Source organism: Paenibacillus allorhizosphaerae, from assembly GCF_042659105.1.
Taxonomy (GTDB): Bacteria; Bacillota; Bacilli; order Paenibacillales; family NBRC-103111; genus Paenibacillus_G; species Paenibacillus_G allorhizosphaerae.
In genome coordinates this window covers 202,986-222,121 of the sequence record NZ_JBHSRV010000001.1, presented here as the reverse complement: position 1 = coordinate 222,121, position 19,136 = coordinate 202,986, and the positions used below count along the sequence as shown (strand labels likewise).

Sequence of the window (19,136 nt, the reverse complement as noted above, 5' to 3'; positions counted from 1 at the left end):
GGAGACAACTCGCTAATATATCATAGTCAGCGCTAATGAGGAGAATAGGCATGCAAGAGATACAACCTATCACGAAAATAACGAATCACACCAAACAAGATACCGGTGCTCATATTCTCTACATTTTTAATGAAATCAATAAATATATAGGCAATGCCGTTAGCTTTATCATGGAAGGGCTTGTAAAGAATGAAGTCGTCTTATTCGTCGATTCGGAACGATCGATCGCTAAAGTTAAGGATGAATTGAACTCCAAAGGCTTTCAGACGCATCATTTCCAACATCTGATCTTTGCAGATAGCTCGCAAACTTATCTTGTGGAAGATCAATTCGATGTCAATCGAGCCGGGATGTTAATTGAGATGCTTCAACCTTACTTTGATGAAAATTATAAAATACGTACGTGGGGACAAGTTCTAGTGCCGCAGCATGAATATATTTTAGAAAGGCTTCGAACGTTTGAATGTCATAGTGATCATTTCATTGGCCAAACCGGCTTGATTTCCGTCTGCGCTTATAATGGCTTGACCACACCTGCCTATATTCAGAACGAGCTAATGAAGACTCACAATTACTTCATGACGGATAGCGAATATAGTTTATCGCCTCTGTATAATAGGGACCATATCAAATTTCCATCCGGTGAGGAGTTGGAAAGATTACGGAGGCTGGAAAAGCAAAATAAAGAGCTGCAGGATCAAAACGATCATTTAACCTTAGAAAATAAGCTGATTGCGCAAAACGAGCAAAAGGTACGAACCATTATTGATCATATGCCTATTCCGGTCATCATCAGGAGGGATGCGGATATTCTTTTCCTGAATGGCGTAGCACAAAAAAAATTTTCCATTGGTAATCGGAATATCGCAGAAGAGAACCATTTGCATCAATTTTTTGAAAAGTATGATAGTGAATCTGCCGTCTCCGATGACAAGAAGGTGCATCAACATCAATTAAGCTTTAAGAATGGAAAGAAAACATACTACTTGGTAAAATCGATTGATATGATCTATGAAGGGGAGGCAGCCATTCTCCATTCCTTTGTAGATATTACGCATGAGAAAGAAACGGAAAAACGGTTCATCCGATCGGAGAAGTTGAATATTGCCGGCGAACTTGCCGCAGGCATTGCCCACGAATTACGAAATCCGCTTACTGCGATTAAAGGTTTCTTCAGTATGCTAAAGACAACGAATGAAAGAAAAGAAATGTATTATACCATTATTGAAGATGAGCTTTCCCGAATCGAGCAAATTTCAAGCGAGCTATTGACACTAGCCAAGCCTCATTCCGATAACCGTAAAATTCATAATATCGTTCAGCTCATCCATGAAGTTGTAATATTACTTACACCTCAAGCAAACATGGACAATATTGAAATCATATTACAATCGAATAGCAAGGAACTGTACATAAACTGTGAAGACACGAAAATAAAACAAGTTTTTATCAATTTGATTAAAAACGCAATGGACGCGATGAACGATGGTGGAAACATCACCCTTAAAATTAATGAAATGAAAGAACACATTCAGGTTCTGGTCATAGATCAAGGAAGTGGAATTCCGCAGGAGATATTGAACAAGATTGGCGAACCTTTTTATACGACGAAAGAAAAAGGGACAGGTATCGGCCTCATGGTTTGCTTTCAAATTATTGAAAGTCACGACGGTACGATCCAAGTGGATAGCACAGTCGACGTTGGCACTACGTTCACCATTACATTGCCTGCATTAAGGGAGGCGTGACTTGTGAGAAGTCGCGTATTGAGTGTAATTGCCCTTCCAAATGACATAGCCCATACTCACATAGGCTAATCCCCAGAAGAAAGCAAAATATTTGTTGTCTTCCACCGGCAGCACCATGGACACAAGCATCACAACCAGCAGTACGGTGATCCAGCGAGGAAAAACGTTCGCCCGGTACGTTAAAATCGCAAAAACGAGCGTACCGCCCGTGAATCCGATAAGCGTAAATGTGCGCATAATGAGGAATGGCAGACTGTCCGGATTCACGGCCGGCTTGATTGGCTCAAAAGATGACCACAGCATGCAGGTCGTCGCGATATTGCCAAGAATGATCGCAAGCACCGTAATAAATCCGATCACTCCCGTTTGCCTCGATTGCACCATATACGTGGACAGGGTCCCAATGGTCATCAAAATACTTGCGATGAATCCGAAGGTAAGCTCCGGTGCGCTATCTGTTCCCCAGATCAGCGAGCTTGGCGTCATCCCCATGCGGGCAATGCCTGCCAGTAAACAAATCATGCCCAACCATCGAATCACTTGCTTTTCGTTCATTGTTGTTGCCGCCTCCTGTTTACATGGATCAAATCGTTGATGAGCTCCATTATAGGTAGCGGAACATCACGCGGTACAGAGTATGCCGGTCACAATGTTTGGGGAAGCGGGGCTGGGACATTTTCGGGAAAACAGGAAGACGGCCGGGAAATTGCGGACTCTCCATATTCAAACATCGGGTGGATCGTTATAATAAATGTAGATTTTACTAGTAAAGCGAGGGGGATACATGCCGCAAATGCAAGATCGGATCGCGGATCAAACCGCAGCACCTGCAAACCGGTTACACAGGAAGGGGATCCAACGCGGCTTGCAGCTTCTAGCGGCCGCATTCTGCCTGTTTACCGTAGTGTTATACACGACAGGGATTCCTGAGTACTATCACGAGCTGGTCTCCACGTGCATTATTAACGGCTGCGGTACCTGGGTGCCGGCCATGCCCCTTGACAACGGAGGAGCGGTCCGTCTGTCACTGGAGACGTATGCCGTTATCTTCGTGTGCATCGACGTCGTTTTTACGTTTGTTTATTATGTTGCGGCACTGCTCATTTTCTGGAAAGGGTTTCGCGAACCGATGGCCATACTGGCCGCTTTGGCAATGGTTTCGTTCGGTACTTCGTTCCCATCGCTGACCTCGGTCGCTTTTCAAGGGACCGTCCTGCAGGAGTGGTGGTTTACGCTGGTCGCTACTCTCGGCTGGATCGGATTATCGTTGTTGTTTTTCCTCTTTCCGAACGGCTCGTTTGTGCCGAGATGGACTTTTGCTGCCTTTCTCTTTATAACCGCAGTCGATGTCAGCAGCTTTTTCAACCATGGAAGTATATGGAACGAATTTAACATTTCGGCATACCTTCAGCTTATGTGGTACACTTCCTCGACACTGATTCTTATTTATTCGCAAATATACCGGTTTCGGAAGGTGTCTTCGCCGGCGCAGCGCCAGCAAACCAAATGGGTTGTATATGGGCTTGCCATCGGCATGACAGGGTTCGTCGGAATGAGCATTTTGTTCGATCCGCATATGAATGACGGAAGTGCCTTAACCTATGTGTACCTCAATGCGCTTCTTCATTTAAGTTTACTCGCGATTCCGTTCACGCTGACGATGGCTGTACTGCGGCATCGGTTGTGGGACATCGACCCGATCGTCAACAGAACGCTCGTATACGGCGCTTTGTCCCTTAGTGTAGCTGCGATATATATTTTCTCGGTCTATTACTTAAGCCGATTGTTCATGACGAAGGATAATCTTGTGATTTCACTGGTGGCTACAGCCGTCGTGGCGGTGGCTTTCGCTCCTCTCAAAGAAAAGCAGCAGATGCTTGTTAACCGGATGATGAAAGGCCGTCATGACGATCCGTATGCGGTTTTGCTGAAGCTCGGGAGCCGGCTCGTTCAGCCGTTGGCGCCGGAAGCGATGCTCGAGGCTCTGGCATCTACCGTGAAGGAATCGCTTCGCTTACCTTATGCCGGCATTACGATTGGGGTGGGGGGACAGGATACGCTCATCGCTTCTGCAGGAGAGCCGCTCCATGAGCTGCTGCCTTTTCCTATCATTCACCGCGGAGAACAGTTCGGCATACTCATCCTCTCCTGCCGATCGCCGGGCGAAGCGTTCTCGTCCGATGACAAGAAGTTTCTGGATGTACTGCTGCACCAAGCAGGGCCGATCGTCGAAAATGTGAACATGACGCTTGGCATGAAGCTGCTTGCGAAGGATTTGCAGGAATCGCGGGAAAAGCTGGTGCTCGCTCGTGAGGAAGAACGCCGGCAAATTCGCAAAAACTTGCACGACGACTTGGCTCCCCGGCTTGCGGCTCTGGCGCTCAACGCGGCTACGGCCGAGAAATATGTCGTCAAGCAGCCCGAAATCGCAATCGAGATGCTGGCAAGCCTGCGGCAGGTTATTCGCGCGACGGTCGATGAAATTCGCACGCTGGTCCATGATTTACGGCCGCCAACCCTGGATGAGCTCGGATTGATCAGTGCGATCCGGGAGAGAATCAGCGAGCTCAATAAGCCGGCCCGGCTGCTCGCGGACGAGCAAGGAACCGTGCCGATCCACATCCGCCTGCTCGAACCGCCGCTGCTTCCGGATTTACCTGCAGCGGTGGAGGTGGCTGCTTACCGCATTGTCACCGAGTCGCTGGTTAATGTGATCAAACACAGCCAGGCGACGGTTTGTACCGTCAAGCTTCACGTATCATCATCGAAGCAGTTGGTGGTTGAAGTGACGGATAACGGTACGGGTCTGCATCCTTCCTACGCGCGAAGGCTTTCCGGCACGGGCGGCATCGGACTCGTCTCTATACGGGAGAGGGCTGCGGAATTGGGAGGGCAATGTTCGATCGAACGGCTGGAGCATGGGGGCACCATGGTGCTGGCTGTACTGCCGATTTGAAAAAAGGAGGAGAAAACCGATGAGAATCGTTATTGCAGAGGACCATCCGCTATTTCGCAGCGGTGTACGCAATTTGCTGCGGACCACGGATGATCTTGAAGTCGTAGGCGAGGCGGCTTCCGGGGAAGAGGCGTTGGAACTTGTGAAGCAGCTGCAGCCCGATCTCGTGCTTATGGACATCCGAATGCCCGGCATTAACGGCATTGAGGCTACACGTTTGATCAAGGAGAAGCATCCGGCGATCGAAGTTTTGATTTTGACGATGTTCAGAGACGATCAGTCGGTATTTACCGCTATGCGTGTCGGCGCGAAAGGGTACGTGCTGAAAGATTCGGACGAGGACGAGCTGCTTCAATCCATACGGGTGGTGGGCAGCGGCGGAGCGGTGTTCAGCTCCGATATCGCGGGGCGGATGATGCATTACTTTTCCCAGGGACCAACGGTTCCGGCGGAGGATCCCGCGTTCGCGGAGCTGACCAAGCGCGAGCTGGAAATTTTGGAGAGGATCGCGGAAGGAGACAGCAACGCCCAGATCGCCGCACACCTGCATATCAGCAATAAAACGGTGGCGAACTATGTGTCGAACATTTTAAACAAACTGCAGGTTACGGACCGGAACGCGGCCAAACGGCTGGTTCAGAAGTCACGCGAGGATTAGCTGATCCAATCGGCCGCTTTACATTAAACACCTACCAGATCGTTTCTAACGAATCGGGAGGTGTTTTTTTGTTCGAGCAACAGCGGCCTTTCCCGGATTGTTCCCGATCGCATCCTGCAATCTTCCCTCCTTAATTCCCGGTGATGTCTCATGAAACCGGAACGCTCCCGCTGTAAGATCAATAAAGTAAGCAAATTCATTTTATGGAGGTTTGAACGATGAATAAAACGAACAAAGGTTTGAAATGGCTGTTGGCGGCTGCATTGATTGCAGCAATCGCGGTTCCAACAACAGTGAGCGCAAAGCCGGAAGCGAAGCCGGAGGTGGCTTTCACGGGGAAAGCGATGTTTGCTGGCAAGCCGGAGGCAAAACCGGAAGCGGCTTAATCGGCACGAAGCATTATACAGAAGAGGAGAACGGAGAGAATCATGTTACCATTCAGCAAACGAAAGCAATCTTCGGTACTGTCCATTCTGCTGGCGGGCTGCCTGACGTTTGGCAGTATCGCGAGCGCCTTTGGGGAAACGCCGCCCGCAGGCGTACAGATCAAAGAGTTCAGTCTGCTTGATACGGCGTCCGACGTCGTAGGTTCGGCGGAATTCACGCCGGAAGGCAAGAAGGACGGCCACTTCAAGCTGCTGCTTAGCCTTGCGCAGAAGACGGTCATCCAATCCGTCGTACTGCGTTCGACGGATGAATACGGCAAAGATAATTATCAGGGGGTGTGGCGAACAAACCGCGTGACTACCGGGTGGCTGCTCGGCATAGTGCAGGACAAAACCGTGACAACGGCAGACGGCGCAAACAAGCATGAAAGTATCATTATTAATCCGGGTTTTCGAAAGGATGTCAAAGAACCGGTTGGTGAATTCGAAGGGGAGCTTACGTTCGACTTGTATGCAAGCGATAACGGAACGATCAAGGAAACGCAGCATTATGTGCTCGAAATGGGGACGCCGCAAGGTACGGTTGTGTCCAAACCGATTAAATATAAGAAGCCGATGACATCGGGCGGGACTTCAACCACGCCGGCACCGACACCAACGCCTTCGCCAACACCGAATCCGACACCGACACCAACGCCAGCGCCAACACCGACACCGACACCAACACCAACGCCGTCGGATGGCCCTGCGATCCATGTGTTATTCAAAGGGAAAGAGCTTCAGTTTGAAGGCGCCAGGCCGATTTTGAAGGATGGTTCGACGCTCGTCCCGTTCCGTAAACTATTTGAAACCCTCGGGTTTACGGTAAAATGGGTCGAGACCGGAGCGGTACAACAGGCACTTGGAACGAAGGACGGCCTCACCATAGAATTAACGATCAATAGTACCACCGCCAAAGCAAACGGCAAACAAGTGAGCCTCGATATACCTGCTCAGATTATTAATGGAAATACGTTAGTTCCGCTGCGCTTTGTGGCGGAGAACAGCGGTTACCAAGTGTCGTTCGTCAGTGAAGGCGGTGTCGCGACGGTTCGGATCGAAGAGGGCGGTTCGACTACGGAGCCTGAACCTGCTCCGACGCCAACCCCCGAACCTTCCAAGGAGGAGGCGGAGCCGTATGTTGTAAAAGGATACGTGCGCGACGCAAAAGGTCATCCGCTGCCTGGAGTTACCGTTTTTGCGGATAATACGTTGCTCTACGACAGCAACATTCTTGGAGTTACCGACGATTCCGGTCATTACCGGATCGAATTGCCCCAAATTACCACATCGTGGCGGATGGGTGCAGACCTAAGCAAGTCGTTTAACGGCAAAAAATTCACTTTCCATTTAAGCGCTGACGCAGATCTTCCGCTAGCGGGAAGCGCAGGGGCGGTTCGTGACTTCACATGGACCAAATTCGATGGACAAATTTATATATATCCGAACTTTTCATCATTTGACAGCAACCTGCCGGAGTTTCAAATGAGCGATCTGGAAGTAACTCTGACGCCGATCGGCCCGCTGCTTGACGGCAATGCAGGCCAAACGCTTACGAAACGCGCAGGCCCCATCCAGGGCGGCGCCGGTGTTGATGAAATACCAATCGGCAGGTACAAGGCTACGGCCAGATGGGTGCCGGAAGGGCACGCGCCTATGCCCATGCAGGTCAGGGTCAGCTATATAGGCCAATATGCTGAGTCTACCGAATTCGATTTTGCACCGCCGCGAGGAGTATCTACCAGCAACTACCTCAGTGAGCTGGAAGTCAAGCTGCCTTAGCGCATGATATGAACCCGATCCCGTTGCTCCAGAAGGACCTATGCCGGTTGAATCAGCCGGTGTAGGTCCTTTTTGAGGTGGTAGGATGACCGGGAAATTTATATAATGAGCTTCAGAATCAAATTATTATAGCCATTGTTATTGCGCGTCGAAAAAGGCAGGCAGTACTAGGCTACCAAAGGATGAAGAGACAAATGACCATGTTGAAGACGTTAGCGAAAGTATTCATCGCTTCATTCATTGTTTTCGCGATCAACGGTTCGATCAATTTTGCTTTGATGAAGCCGCTCAACGACGGTGCGCACGCATTCAACCTATTCCGCCGCCATTTGGATGATGGTCTGTTCATATTGCTATTTGCTTTTGTAGCGGTCGTCTTCTGGGCGATGTTTGCCGTTCTCCCCCAGGAGCGCGGGTATTTTTATCTTGGCGTAATTTCGTTGTTGACGTCGCTCCAACTGTTGTGGGACTGGGACGACAAAGTGCTGCTGTTCGGACCTTTTCCGGACAATCCATACGGGTCGTTGGCTATCAAATATGGAATCGTTGTCCTCATCTTCTCGTTTATCGCTTACCTGCTGAAAACCGGCAAAAGAACGGTAACCCGCGTGTCCCTTTGGGCAGGCATCGCACTTTGGGCTGCGACTGCGGTAGCATTGCTGCTGTCGGCTGGCGAATCATCGTTTATTGTCCTCAACAGGCTGTTCCTGGTTTTCGTTTTCTTCAATATGGCACTGTGCATATTGCAATTTTTAACGCTGCTGCGTCATAAAGAACATCATGCCGAACTGCGATGGATTGCAGCCGGATTCGTCTTGTTTGCTCTCATTCTATTGCCCGATCCCGCGAAAGATATGTTGGAAGAAATCCGGGGGCGCAGACTCGGCTACCGTATGGTGTACTGGGAGCAATGTCTGGAAGATACGTTCCCTTGGGCGTTGCTCACGCTGCTGACAATGTTCGGCGTGCTGTTCTTCCGCCGGTTCGTCCAGACGCTTAAGGAGAACAGGGACGCGGCCGAAGAGATCCGGACGAAGAACGCTGCACTCGAACAGGAAGTAAATACCCGGCAGCGGCTGGATCAATTGCTGTCCGCGATGCTGCGGACTTATCGGGTCGCCGATTGGGAGCAATGCGTCGTCCGGGAAGGGCGGCGACTTTTCCATCCGCACCCGTTTGTTCTGGTGAAGCATCATGAAGCAGACGGTTCAGTCGCTTATGAAGGTACCGATGGCCCTTCGGCTCTTGAGCGAGGCATTGGCGAGACGCTGCGGTCCAGCCGGAATCCGCTGGCACCAGGGGTAATAACGATTACCCCTTCTGCGGTACTGGGATCGGCAGGGGGGACAGGGGAGTTAAGGCTTTTTTTGGCGGTATATTCCGAAGATGGCAGTCCGATGAAAGTGGAAGAACGGGATAAGTTCGCATTATCGCTCATGTCCAAATATGTATCCATCTTTTATGAATATTTTCAACTGCTTGAGAGCCGATTAAAGGAATTGGAGCAAAGGCAAATTGACCGGGCGCCCTGGTTGTCCAAGCTGTTCATGCAGATGGCGGAAAAAGAGCGGAAACGGTTGGCCTCCGATCTTCACGACGAGGTGCTGCAAGAATTGCTCCATATTCGCCGCGTGTTGGATCGAACGCCACCCGGCCAATGGGAGCGTGAAGACAAGGAACAGGTACGGCTTGGGCTCGATAACGCCGAGTTTATGATCCGGGAGACATGCCGGGAACTGATGCCGTCTTTTTTATCCGATCAAGGCGTATTGAATGCGGTTTCCAAGCTGGTGGAGAAAACTCGACTGCGCGCGGACTTTCAGTTGGATTTTCTCGCCATGCCCCTCACTGCTTCTCTCAGCGATGAGCAAACAACGACAATCTACAGGGTCGCACAAGAGCTTATCAACAACGCGATGAAGCATTCGGAAGCAAGTACCGTGACACTTGAGATCGGGCAGCAGCAAAGAATATTGCATATCCGGTATGAGGATGACGGTAAAGGGATGGAAACCGGTATCGATTTTTCAACTACAAACCGCTTCGGTTTAAGCGGCATTACGGAACGGATTCGCATGGTCGGAGGAGAAATATCGCTGCAATCTTCGCCCGGTCATGGGGTCAAGATTTACTGCTCACTGCCGGTGTAACGTGACGCATCACAGGCTACGCGTCTACATTGAGCCACTTCAACTCGATCCCCTTCATGACCGCTTGCTGCCGGGAGGACACACCCAATTTCTCGAACAAATGAGAGATCAAATATTCGACATTGCGCTGGCTCATGAAAAGCCGGTCGGCAATGTCTTTATTTTTGTGCCCTTGAGCGATCAGCTTCAAGACGGCCACTTCTTTGTCGGTTAGCATCCGGTTTATGCTGCCGCCGCTATCTGCATTCGGGGCATAGGGTAGGTTTTCTTTCGTTCTGAGCCGCTTCGCAAGATGAAGAGGGAGAACCGTTAATTGCTGCAAAGCTAAGCGAAGGCAGTAAATCAATTCCAGTTCGCCGAGAGATTTCTCCATAATGCCGGTTACCCCCATATCGATCAGGCGGTCGTAATGCTCCGATATGTCCTCCCCGGTCAAAATGACGATCGTTGCCTCCGGACGGCGCTGCAAAGTTGCTTCCGTCAATTCGAAGCCGTTCATCCGGGGCAGCTTCAGATCAAATACGAACAAATCGAAATCCGATTGTTCCATCCGTTCCAGCGCTTCCGCTCCGCTTGACGCGGTCGTCACGCGGAAGCCGTGTTTTTCAAGGATGATGGCGCTTCCGGCCAAAAACGTCCGGTGATCGTCAACCAATAGAATATGTTTCATAACGGATTCCTCCACTCACGATGCTGCGTTGAGAATGATTTTAGTATATCATGCTGATTGCTCCAAGACACCGCAATGGTTGCCAAAGACACCGAAAGGAACACCCTTCGGTACCGAAATGCAATTTGCGCGGTTTGTCTTCTTTTTTTCGGTGAGTCCCCTGCGAACGCGTGTTACCGTAGAGGTATGAAAAGCGAAAAGGGGATGCGAATATGGAAAAAAGGTTAATGTATCTGGATCGGTTGAAAGTATTCATGACAGTGCTGGTGGTTCTTCACCATACGGCGATCGTTTATGGAGGCTCGGGAAGCTGGCCTTATTACGAGCATCAGGACAGCACCTTGGCGAACGTGCTGCTCACGATGTTTACGGCTGTCAACCAATCGTTTTTTATGGGCTTGTTTTTTTTCATTTCCGGTTATGTGACGCCTGCTTCTTATGATCGCCAAGGAGGAGGCAATTTCCTGAAAGCGCGGTTGTTTCGGTATGGAATTCCGCTGTTGTTCTACATGCTGGCCATCGTCCCGCTCCTGCGGTATGCCGTCTCCGGATATATTGGATCTTTGGGAGCCTTTCTGCGAGAAGAGTTATTTCTTCATCCGCTTCGCGGCGTGATTGAATTTGAAGTCGGGCCGTTGTGGTATTTGGAGGCGCTGCTGCTGTTCTTCGCTTGGTATGCTGTCTTTCGTCAGGTGACTGCAGGCAAACCGTGCAGCAAGCCTATTGCCTTAACTGGGCGCTTGATCGCCGGTTATGTCATCGTCGTCGCGGCAGCGAACGTATTGGTACGGTTGGTTTACCCCGTCGGAACTGAAGTGTTGAATTTGCAGTTGGCCTATTTTCCTGCCTATATCGGCCTGTTTATGGGGGGCGTCGCAGCGTATCGCGGGCAATGGCTGCAAATGCTCACCAAAGAAGCGGGAAGGAGGTGGGCGGGGGCGGCCATATTGCTGATCGTCTGCATGGCAGCGGGAATGGCGCTCGGAGGAGCAGTGGAAGGCGATGTCTCCGCGTTCATAGGAGGTTTAAACTGGCAAGCGGCTTTCTATGCAACGATCGATCCGCTGATGGGCTTAGGAATTTCCTACGTACTGTTAGTATGGTTCCGCGAGCGCTGGAATGGCACGGCAACCAAATGTACCGGATGGCTGACGGCCAACGCATTTTTTGTTTATATTGTTCATGCGCTGTCCGTTACCTACGTTGCCATAGCATTTCGTTCTCTGTCTTGGCATCCGATCCTGAAATTCGTTGTTGTCGGTTGTATCGCGGTTATTCTCTCTTATACGGCCGCAACGATCATCCGGCGGATCCCCGGGGTCAAAAAGGTGATTTGATGGATTTGTATTGCCGTACCGCATTCTTTAAGTTTATAACTTGTATATTCATGCGATATAATGCATAATTATGCCAATAAACAGGTATGGATTTCACATGCGTCGCGAGTATGCAAATTAGATGTTTGGAGGAAGAGACCTATGCACTTACAATGTGAATCACATTCATTAGAAGATTATTTGACAGAAACCGAAGAAGTGGACTTTAGTCATCTTTCCATTATCGAAAAAGCAAACGAACTATTCGCAGCATCGTCAACCGAAGTGGAATTCGTAAAGAAAGCGTACGAGTTTGTTCGCGATGAAATATCGCACTCGTGGGATCTTCAAAGCTCCAGAATCACATGCAGAGCTTCGGAAGTTCTCTACTTTAAAGAAGGCATCTGCTACGCCAAATCTAATTTATTGTGCGCATTATTAAGGAGCAAAGCAATTCCTGCCGGCTTTTGTTATCAGCGGCTGACAATAGGCGATACGCCGGATACCGGATACTGCCTCCATGCGCTTAACGCCGTCTTTTTATCCGATTTTAAGCGGTGGATTCGTTTGGACGCTCGGGGAAATAACGCCAACGTCAAAGCCGAATTTTCTTTGGACCATGAAAAACTCGCTTTTCCGATAAGGGAAGCGTACGACGAAGTGGATTTTGATACCATATTCAAGGCGCCTAACGCAAAGACCATTCATGCCTTAAAGCATAATGATAATTGTATAAATATGTATCTTCAAGGTTTGCCGAGCGAATTGTAGTTTAGCCGACTGATTGAATCGATGCACGGAATATGATCATGTTACCCGTATCTACTGTGAAAGGGTGACCCAGAGCCAATGATCTACTAAGCCTATCCACCAAACAAAATCTAATATTAGGTTTTCGGATAGGATTAGTGCGGGCTTTTTATATATGCATGAAGTGCGGCTGCTTCTCTGTATGCAGTACGTCTTTTTGTTCGTATGCACGCCTCCTGTCCGTTTCCGGATATGGAGGTTTTTTTGCGTGGATCAGTCGGGAAATTGAAACGGAAACGGTATACGGAAATGAATAGCAGCCGGATCGGCATAATTTCAAGAACAGGGGAAATCACGGAGTTTGCGCTGCCGGATCGTAAAGCATTTCCTTCCTTTATCACTTTGGGATCGGATGGAGCGTTATGGTTTAGCGAGAATCAGAGCAATAAGATCGGACGAATGACGAAGAGTGGAGAAGTTACGGAGTATTCGATTCCCACTCCCAATGCGAGCCCTGTCGGTATTACGAGTGGTCCCGATGACGCACTGTGGTACTTTCAGATCAACGCTAATAAAATCGGGAAAGTGACGACATCGGGCGAAATGAGCGAATTCGCAATACCGACCCCGAACGCTCGTCCTCATGCAATAGCATCCGGGAACAATGGAGATCTCTGGTTCACGGAATGGGGAGCCAATCAAATCGGCCGAATTACAACGCAAGGTGCGATCACGGAGTACGAGATTCCTATAAAGCAGGCAGAGCCTCATGACATTGCGGTTTGTCCTGAGGGTCATGTGTGGTTCGCGGAAGAATGCAACCAAATCGCTCGTTTGATGATCGTTTCGAAATCATTGAAATTTCAGCTCAAAAAGTTGTTGATTTATACCAAAAAACGAGTATAAAATGTATTTAAATAATACTAGTATGATCAGTATTATCAAATTAACAATTCGCCTATTCGCATTCATCGAGATTGACCAGCGGATTCTAGCGGCAACAGGTTTCCACCATTCAAGTAAATCTTGCAGAGGTGAAGCTATTATGAAAATTACCGATATTCGAGCGACAACCGTCAGCGTTCCGCTAGAAGCGCCGTTGCGCCACAGCAACGGGACGCATTGGGGACGTTTTGTCCGCACCATCGTCGAGGTGGAAACGGACGAGGGCATCGTCGGTTTCGGAGAAATGGGCGGCGGTGGCGAGAGCGCGGAGATGGCTATCCGTGGTTTGAAACCGTATTTGGTCGGCCACGATCCCACGGAGTTCGAGGCGATGCGTTACAAAATTTGCAATCCTACCGCAAGTTTGTACAACAACCGAACACAACTGCACGCCAGCATCGAATTCGCCTGTCTCGATATCGTTGGCCAGAAGCTCGGTGTCCCCGTTTACAAGCTGCTTGGCGGAAAGCTGCGGGACGAGGTCCAATTTGCCAGCTACTTGTTCTTCCGTTATCCGAATGAAGCAACGGGAGAAGGGGAAGTGAGGACGCCCGAGCAGCTCGTCGAGCATACTCGCGACCTCAAGGAACGCTTCGGCTTTACGACGCACAAGCTGAAGGGAGGCGTGTTCGATCCGCAATATGAGCTGGACTGTTACTTGGCGTTGGCAGAAGCATTCCCGCTTGACCGTTACCGCTTTGACCCGAACAGCGTCTACAGCGTCGAGCAAAGCATTGAGTTTGCCAAGGCGATCCGGCATATCAACAACGACTACTTCGAAGATCCGACCTGGGGTTTGAACGGGATGCGGAAAGTTCGCGAGAAAATCGACATCCCGTTATCGACGAATACGGTCGTCGTAAATTTCGAGCAGCTTGCACAAAATATTTTGAATCCGGCCGTCGACGTCATATTGCTCGATACTACGTTCTGGGGCGGGGTTCGCGCCTGCCATAAAGCCGCGGTCGTTTGCGAGACGTTCCAGTACAGCGTAGCGGTCCATTCGTCAGGCGAGCTCGGCATTCAGCTAGCAACCATGCTGCATCTCGGCTCAACGATCGCCAATATGCCGTTTGCCATCGACGCCCACTACCATCAACTGACCGATGATATATTGGTCGGCGGCAAGATGGCTTACAAGAACGGAGCGATTGCGGTTCCGGATAAGCCTGGACTCGGCATCGAGGTCGACCGCGAGAAGGTGCGGTACTACGCCGAGGAATTCCGAAGATTGGGCGGGTATGCCTACGACCGCGATCCGATGAGGCCGGATTGGTATCCGATTGTGCCGAATGACCGTTGGGCGAATCCGTAAAGCGCAGCGTCCTTGTACATCCGTATTCCTGCTGCTATGCTAGATGAACAGGTATACTCAGGGAGGAATCGGCATGTCTTTGCAAATCGATGGAGTACGGGATTCGAAAGGTTCGGTCCGGGACTACGTGCACGATACATTGAAGAAAAACATAATGGAATTAAGGCTCGAGCCCGGGCGGTTCATCTCGGAGAAAGAAGCGGTGGAGCTGCTTCAAGTGAGCCGTACGCCGATCCGCGAAGCGTTCGTGAAGCTGTCGCAGGAAGAGTTGATCGAGACGTTCCCGCAGAAAGGATCGTTCATCTCACTGATCGACATGAGACATGTGGAAGAGTCGAAGTTTGTCAGAACCGAGCTTGAGACGGCCATCGTACGCCAAGCTTGCGAGCTGCTCAGCAACGAGCAGATCCTGCATCTGAACAATCTCGTCTCGCTGCAGCGCCTGTGCATCGAAGAAAACAACAATCACCGTCTGTTCGAGCTCGACGAAGAGTTCCACGGAATGATCATGGCGGGCTGCGGCAAAATGCGTACGTGGGCGATGCTGCAGCAAATGAATACGCATTACAACCGAATGCGTTACTTGCATCTGCTTACGGACAAATTCGATTGGGAACATCTCATCTCGCAGCACAGCGATATCGTTTCGGCCATTCGGGAGCGGAATGCGGACGAAGCCGAACGGGTCATGCTGGAACATATGAATAGGATCGAGCTGGAAAAAGCGGAGCTGAGAATGAAGTATCCGTCCTATTTCAAATAAGATGCGCCCGGCCCCAGCGATTCCCGGCCGAGCGGACAGAGGAGTGGGAAGCATGCTGCTAAAAGGGAAAGTGGCAATTGTGACGGGCAGCGGTCGAGGCATCGGCGGCGCCATTGCTCGAGGATTTGCATCTGAAGGAGCATCCGTCGTGTTGGTCAGCCGCACGTTGGAACAGCTGGCGGAACAGGAAAGGCAAATACGCAGCTTGTATGGCGCGCCGGTACTAAAAGTCGTTTGCGACGTCAGCAGCGAGGAGCAGGTGGAGTCGCTTGCAGCGGCAGCCATTGCAGAGTTTGGACGCATCGATATATTAGCCAACTGCGCCGGCATTACGATGGTAGCCCCATCCGAAGAGCTGCCGCTTGAGAACTGGCATAAATGCTTGTCCATCAACCTGGACGGCACGTTCCTCTGCTGCCAGAAGGTAGGCAAACATATGATCGAACGAGGCGGAGGCGGCAAAATCATCAATATTACCTCGATCGTCGCCCATGCCGCCATTCCTAAGCGTGCGGCTTATGCAGCCAGCAAAGGCGGCGTGATGCAGCTGACGCAAAATTTGGCCGTGGAATGGGCGAAGCACGACATTCAAGTGAACGCGATCAGTCCGGGCTTCATCCGTACCGAAATCGTGCAGGATTTGATCGACAAAGGGATCCACAAGCCGCAGCTGATGGAAGCGAGAATCCCTGCGGGACGCTTGGGGGAAGTGGACGACATGGTGGGTCCGGCCGTCTTCCTGGCCTCCTCGATGTCGGCATACGTGACCGGCGTGATTTTGAAGGCGGATGGCGGTTGGCTCGCCAATGGTTATGTATAGCAATGGTTGAAATCAATAAATGGGCATGATATGATACATATAACTTAGTGACGGGAGTTGAAAAGGATAATGTAATTTTTCTTGCTGATAATAAAACAGAAAAGCGATTATTTTTCGCATGTTTTATTGTTCGTATGCAAGAAAGTTACGTTCTTCTTTTCACTCAAACGATATATCTTGATCCAGCTCCGTTCATGGTGCGGGTTCGTTATATTTATTTGAGCTACAAGAAAAGTAACTTTCTTGTAGCTTTTATATTTTTTAGCGGGAGGAACAAGATATGTCAGTAATCCAGGTTTCAAACTTGACGTTTGCCTACGAGGGCAGTTACGATAACATTTTTGAAGATGTAAGCTTCCAAATCGATACCGATTGGAAATTGGGATTTACGGGAAGAAACGGGAGAGGGAAGACGACCTTTCTTAACTTGCTGCTCGGCAAATATGAATACAGCGGAAAAATTTCCGCTAATGTCCAATTTGAATATTTCCCATTCCAGGTCGAAAATAAGGATAATAATACGCTTGATATTATCAGCGACATTTTTCCGGACTATGTTCATTGGGAGCTCATGCGCGAACTATCGCTGCTGAAGGTTTCCGAGGATGTGCTGTATCGCCCCTTTGAGTCGCTGTCCAACGGAGAACAAACGAAAGTGATGCTGGCGGCCTTATTTCTGAAGGAGAATCGGTTTCTGTTAATCGATGAACCGACGAACCATCTTGACATGAATGCCAGGGAAATCGTCAGCGAGTATCTCAATACGAAGAGCGGATTCATACTGGTATCTCACGACAGATCGTTTCTGGATCATTGTGTAGATCACATTTTATCCATCAATAAAACAAACATCGAAATTCAACAAGGCAATTTCTCCGATTGGTGGGAAAATAAACAGCGGCAAGACGAGTATGAGCTTGCTGAGAACGAAAAATTGAAAAAAGACATTCATCGCTTGTCGGACGCCGCGAAACGAACGAGCAGCTGGTCGCACGAGGTGGAAAAGACGAAAAACGGTACAAGAAATTCCGGATCCAAGGTCGATAAAGGGTATGTCGGCCACAAGGCCGCTAAAATGATGAAACGGTCGAAGTCCATCGAGCAAAGACAGCAATCCGCGATCGATGAAAAATCGAGGCTCCTCCAAAATGTCGAAAGCTCGGAAAACTTAAAGCTTACACAGCTTGCGTATCATAAAAGCCGGCTTGCCGAACTCGATCATGTTTCCATTTATTACGGTGATAAGATGGTTTGCCAGGACGTCAGTTTTCCGATTGACCAGGGGGAGCGGATCGCCCTTTCAGGTAAAAACGGCTCGGGAAAATCCAGCATCATCAGACTCATTTGCGGCGAGGATTTGAGCTATACCGGTACGTTCAGAATCGGAAGTCAGCTTAAAATATCGTACGTATCGCAGGATACGTCGCATTTGCAGGGCAATTTGACGGACTTCGCCAGAAGCAGCGGAATCGATGAAAGCCTGTTTAAATCGATCTTAAGAAAGCTGGATTTTGCGAGAGTTCAATTTGAAAAGGACATTTCCACGTTCAGCGGCGGTCAAAAGAAGAAAGTGCTCATTGCGAAAAGCCTTTGCGAGCAAGCTCATTTGTACATTTGGGATGAACCGCTCAATTTTATCGACGTGATTTCCCGCATGCAAATCGAAGAACTGCTGCTTGAATATTCGCCAACCATTCTGTTTGTCGAGCATGACAAGGAGTTTTGCCACCATGTTGCTACAAAAACCGTCGAACTTTAACGCGCGCACAGCGCGTTTTTTTTATTCAATTCATTACCCGCGATTCGACCGAACTCACTTGCTTAACGGAATACGATATTTCACGCGATACTCCCGCGGCGTAAGTCCAAGATAATGCTTAAACAGTTTGTTGTAATAGCTCAAGTCTTGTATTCCTACGCGTTCCGCCACATGAATGATTTTATCGTCGGTTTCGCGAAGCCATTTAAGCGAGGCATGGATTCTGATTTCGTTGCGGTATTCGATAAATGTTTTGCCTACCGTCTGTTTAAACTTGGCCGTAAAGCTCGTCTGACTCATCCCGCACATACGGCATACTTGCTCCAGATTGATTTGCTGGTCATAGTGCTGATCCAAATATTCGCACAGCTGCCAGATCGCTTTCGATTCGCTGGCATGGAACATTGGTTCAACGGATCTTTCCTCGTAGCAGCGGCTCAGCCATACAAGCAATTCGATTAACAAAGCTTTAATAGAAATGCGGTAACCTAGCGCTTTTTGGTTGAACTCGGTGGCAATCCGGTCCAAGCGGCGCTTCACCTCTTGTCCTTCCAGCGGAGTTAATTTCATGTGCGATTGAAAATCCGCGTTTTGCCGCAAGAACGGTTCTACATAAAAAAAGTTGACAAACGGCGTCACGCTTGACAGCGTTTGCAATTCGGAAGTTAGTAGAGAGGGGAGAAACAAGACATTGTAAATATCAAGAGGTTTGGACCCTGTTACACGATAATCGTGCTCCAGAAAAGGCGGAATGACAAAAATATCCCCGGCAGAAATCGGATAAGCACGCCCTTTGTATACATGTTCCCCGCAACCGTTAACGACGTATACCAGCTCGATAAAGTCATGGGTATGCGGCTTGGAAGGTCGATCGGGCATATTGGAGAACGGCAAGACGGAGAAGGGAAATTCTTCGCTTTCCAGATAATAGCTTTTCGTATACAATTCCATATTTGCATTCCACCTCTTTCCGCACATTCCAGATGAAAGCCAAAGATCTATTCCTCATTGTAGTGGAGTGAAATGGGATTGGCAATGAGTGGAAAAGGCAAATCGTCCAAATCGTCCGGCAATCCCGC

15 protein-coding genes and 1 pseudogene are annotated in these 19,136 nt (G+C 49.4%); 13 read left to right on the top strand and 3 right to left on the bottom strand.

The features are described 5' to 3' along the window. Positions 1-50 precede the first annotated feature (50 nt). Positions 51-1,748 (top strand): ATP-binding protein, encoded by a 1,698-nt coding sequence (locus ACFQI7_RS00850; protein ID WP_218096518.1) that lies wholly within the window; start codon positions 51-53, stop codon positions 1,746-1,748. Here ACFQI7_RS00850 and ACFQI7_RS00845 read toward each other — a convergent pair. Then, positions 1,734-2,303 carry a hypothetical protein gene (locus ACFQI7_RS00845; protein ID WP_218096517.1) on the bottom strand — a complete coding sequence of 190 codons (570 nt, stop codon included), beginning with the start codon at positions 2,301-2,303 and terminating at the stop codon, positions 1,734-1,736. The genes ACFQI7_RS00850 and ACFQI7_RS00845 overlap by 15 nt on opposite strands. Before the next feature lie 229 nt (positions 2,304-2,532). Here ACFQI7_RS00845 and ACFQI7_RS00840 point away from each other — a divergent pair, with 229 nt between their 5' ends. The 5 genes from ACFQI7_RS00840 to ACFQI7_RS00820 all read left to right on the top strand — a co-directional run bounded on the left by ACFQI7_RS00840 (position 2,533) and on the right by ACFQI7_RS00820 (position 9,719). Further along, on the top strand, positions 2,533-4,704 hold the full coding sequence (locus tag ACFQI7_RS00840) for a GAF domain-containing sensor histidine kinase (protein WP_218096516.1): 2,172 nt from the start codon (positions 2,533-2,535) through the stop codon (positions 4,702-4,704). A 19-nt stretch (positions 4,705-4,723) separates the two neighbouring features. Next, the gene (locus tag ACFQI7_RS00835; RefSeq protein ID WP_230414570.1) at positions 4,724-5,362 is read left to right on the top strand and encodes a response regulator transcription factor; all 639 of its coding nucleotides are present in this window, start codon (positions 4,724-4,726) and stop codon (positions 5,360-5,362) included. A gap of 218 nt (positions 5,363-5,580) precedes the next feature. After that, positions 5,581-5,748: a hypothetical protein gene (locus ACFQI7_RS00830; RefSeq protein WP_218096514.1), complete on the top strand. Its 168-nt coding sequence runs from the start codon at positions 5,581-5,583 to the stop codon at positions 5,746-5,748. Between the two features lie 42 nt (positions 5,749-5,790). Continuing rightward, positions 5,791-7,569 carry a stalk domain-containing protein gene (locus ACFQI7_RS00825; protein WP_230414569.1) on the top strand — a complete coding sequence of 593 codons (1,779 nt, stop codon included), beginning with the start codon at positions 5,791-5,793 and terminating at the stop codon, positions 7,567-7,569. A 194-nt stretch (positions 7,570-7,763) separates the two neighbouring features. Next, positions 7,764-9,719 carry a sensor histidine kinase gene (locus tag ACFQI7_RS00820; RefSeq protein WP_218096513.1) on the top strand — a complete coding sequence of 652 codons (1,956 nt, stop codon included), beginning with the start codon at positions 7,764-7,766 and terminating at the stop codon, positions 9,717-9,719. A gap of 16 nt (positions 9,720-9,735) precedes the next feature. Here the strand turns inward: ACFQI7_RS00820 and ACFQI7_RS00815 are convergent, their stop codons facing one another. Further along, entirely contained in the window at positions 9,736-10,389 is a 654-nt protein-coding gene (locus ACFQI7_RS00815; protein WP_218096512.1) for a response regulator transcription factor, read from the bottom strand. 212 nt (positions 10,390-10,601) lie between these two features. On the opposite strand from ACFQI7_RS00815, the gene ACFQI7_RS00810 reads away from it, so the two are divergent. The 7 genes and pseudogenes from ACFQI7_RS00810 (at position 10,602) to ACFQI7_RS00780 (ending at position 18,057) form a co-directional block, all read left to right on the top strand. Then, positions 10,602-11,726, top strand: a complete 1,125-nt coding sequence (locus tag ACFQI7_RS00810) for an acyltransferase family protein (protein ID WP_218096511.1) — start codon at positions 10,602-10,604, stop codon at positions 11,724-11,726. 141 nt (positions 11,727-11,867) lie between these two features. Further along, positions 11,868-12,476 carry a transglutaminase-like domain-containing protein gene (locus tag ACFQI7_RS00805; protein WP_218096974.1) on the top strand — a complete coding sequence of 203 codons (609 nt, stop codon included), beginning with the start codon at positions 11,868-11,870 and terminating at the stop codon, positions 12,474-12,476. Between the two features lie 279 nt (positions 12,477-12,755). After that, positions 12,756-13,361, top strand: a pseudogene (locus tag ACFQI7_RS00800) (Vgb family protein); the annotation flags it as partial. A 139-nt stretch (positions 13,362-13,500) separates the two neighbouring features. Next, positions 13,501-14,715: an enolase C-terminal domain-like protein gene (locus ACFQI7_RS00795; protein ID WP_230414568.1), complete on the top strand. Its 1,215-nt coding sequence runs from the start codon at positions 13,501-13,503 to the stop codon at positions 14,713-14,715. Positions 14,716-14,788: 73 nt separating this feature from the next. Next, on the top strand, positions 14,789-15,478 hold the full coding sequence (locus ACFQI7_RS00790) for a GntR family transcriptional regulator (RefSeq protein WP_218096509.1): 690 nt from the start codon (positions 14,789-14,791) through the stop codon (positions 15,476-15,478). A gap of 52 nt (positions 15,479-15,530) precedes the next feature. Then, positions 15,531-16,298 (top strand): SDR family NAD(P)-dependent oxidoreductase, encoded by a 768-nt coding sequence (locus ACFQI7_RS00785; protein WP_218096508.1) that lies wholly within the window; start codon positions 15,531-15,533, stop codon positions 16,296-16,298. A 280-nt stretch (positions 16,299-16,578) separates the two neighbouring features. Then, positions 16,579-18,057 (top strand): Lsa family ABC-F type ribosomal protection protein, encoded by a 1,479-nt coding sequence (locus ACFQI7_RS00780; protein ID WP_218096507.1) that lies wholly within the window; start codon positions 16,579-16,581, stop codon positions 18,055-18,057. Positions 18,058-18,111: 54 nt separating this feature from the next. On the opposite strand, the gene ACFQI7_RS00775 is transcribed toward ACFQI7_RS00780, so the two are convergent. Beyond that, on the bottom strand, positions 18,112-19,008 hold the full coding sequence (locus ACFQI7_RS00775; RefSeq protein ID WP_218096506.1) for an AraC family transcriptional regulator: 897 nt from the start codon (positions 19,006-19,008) through the stop codon (positions 18,112-18,114). Positions 19,009-19,136 lie beyond the last annotated feature (128 nt).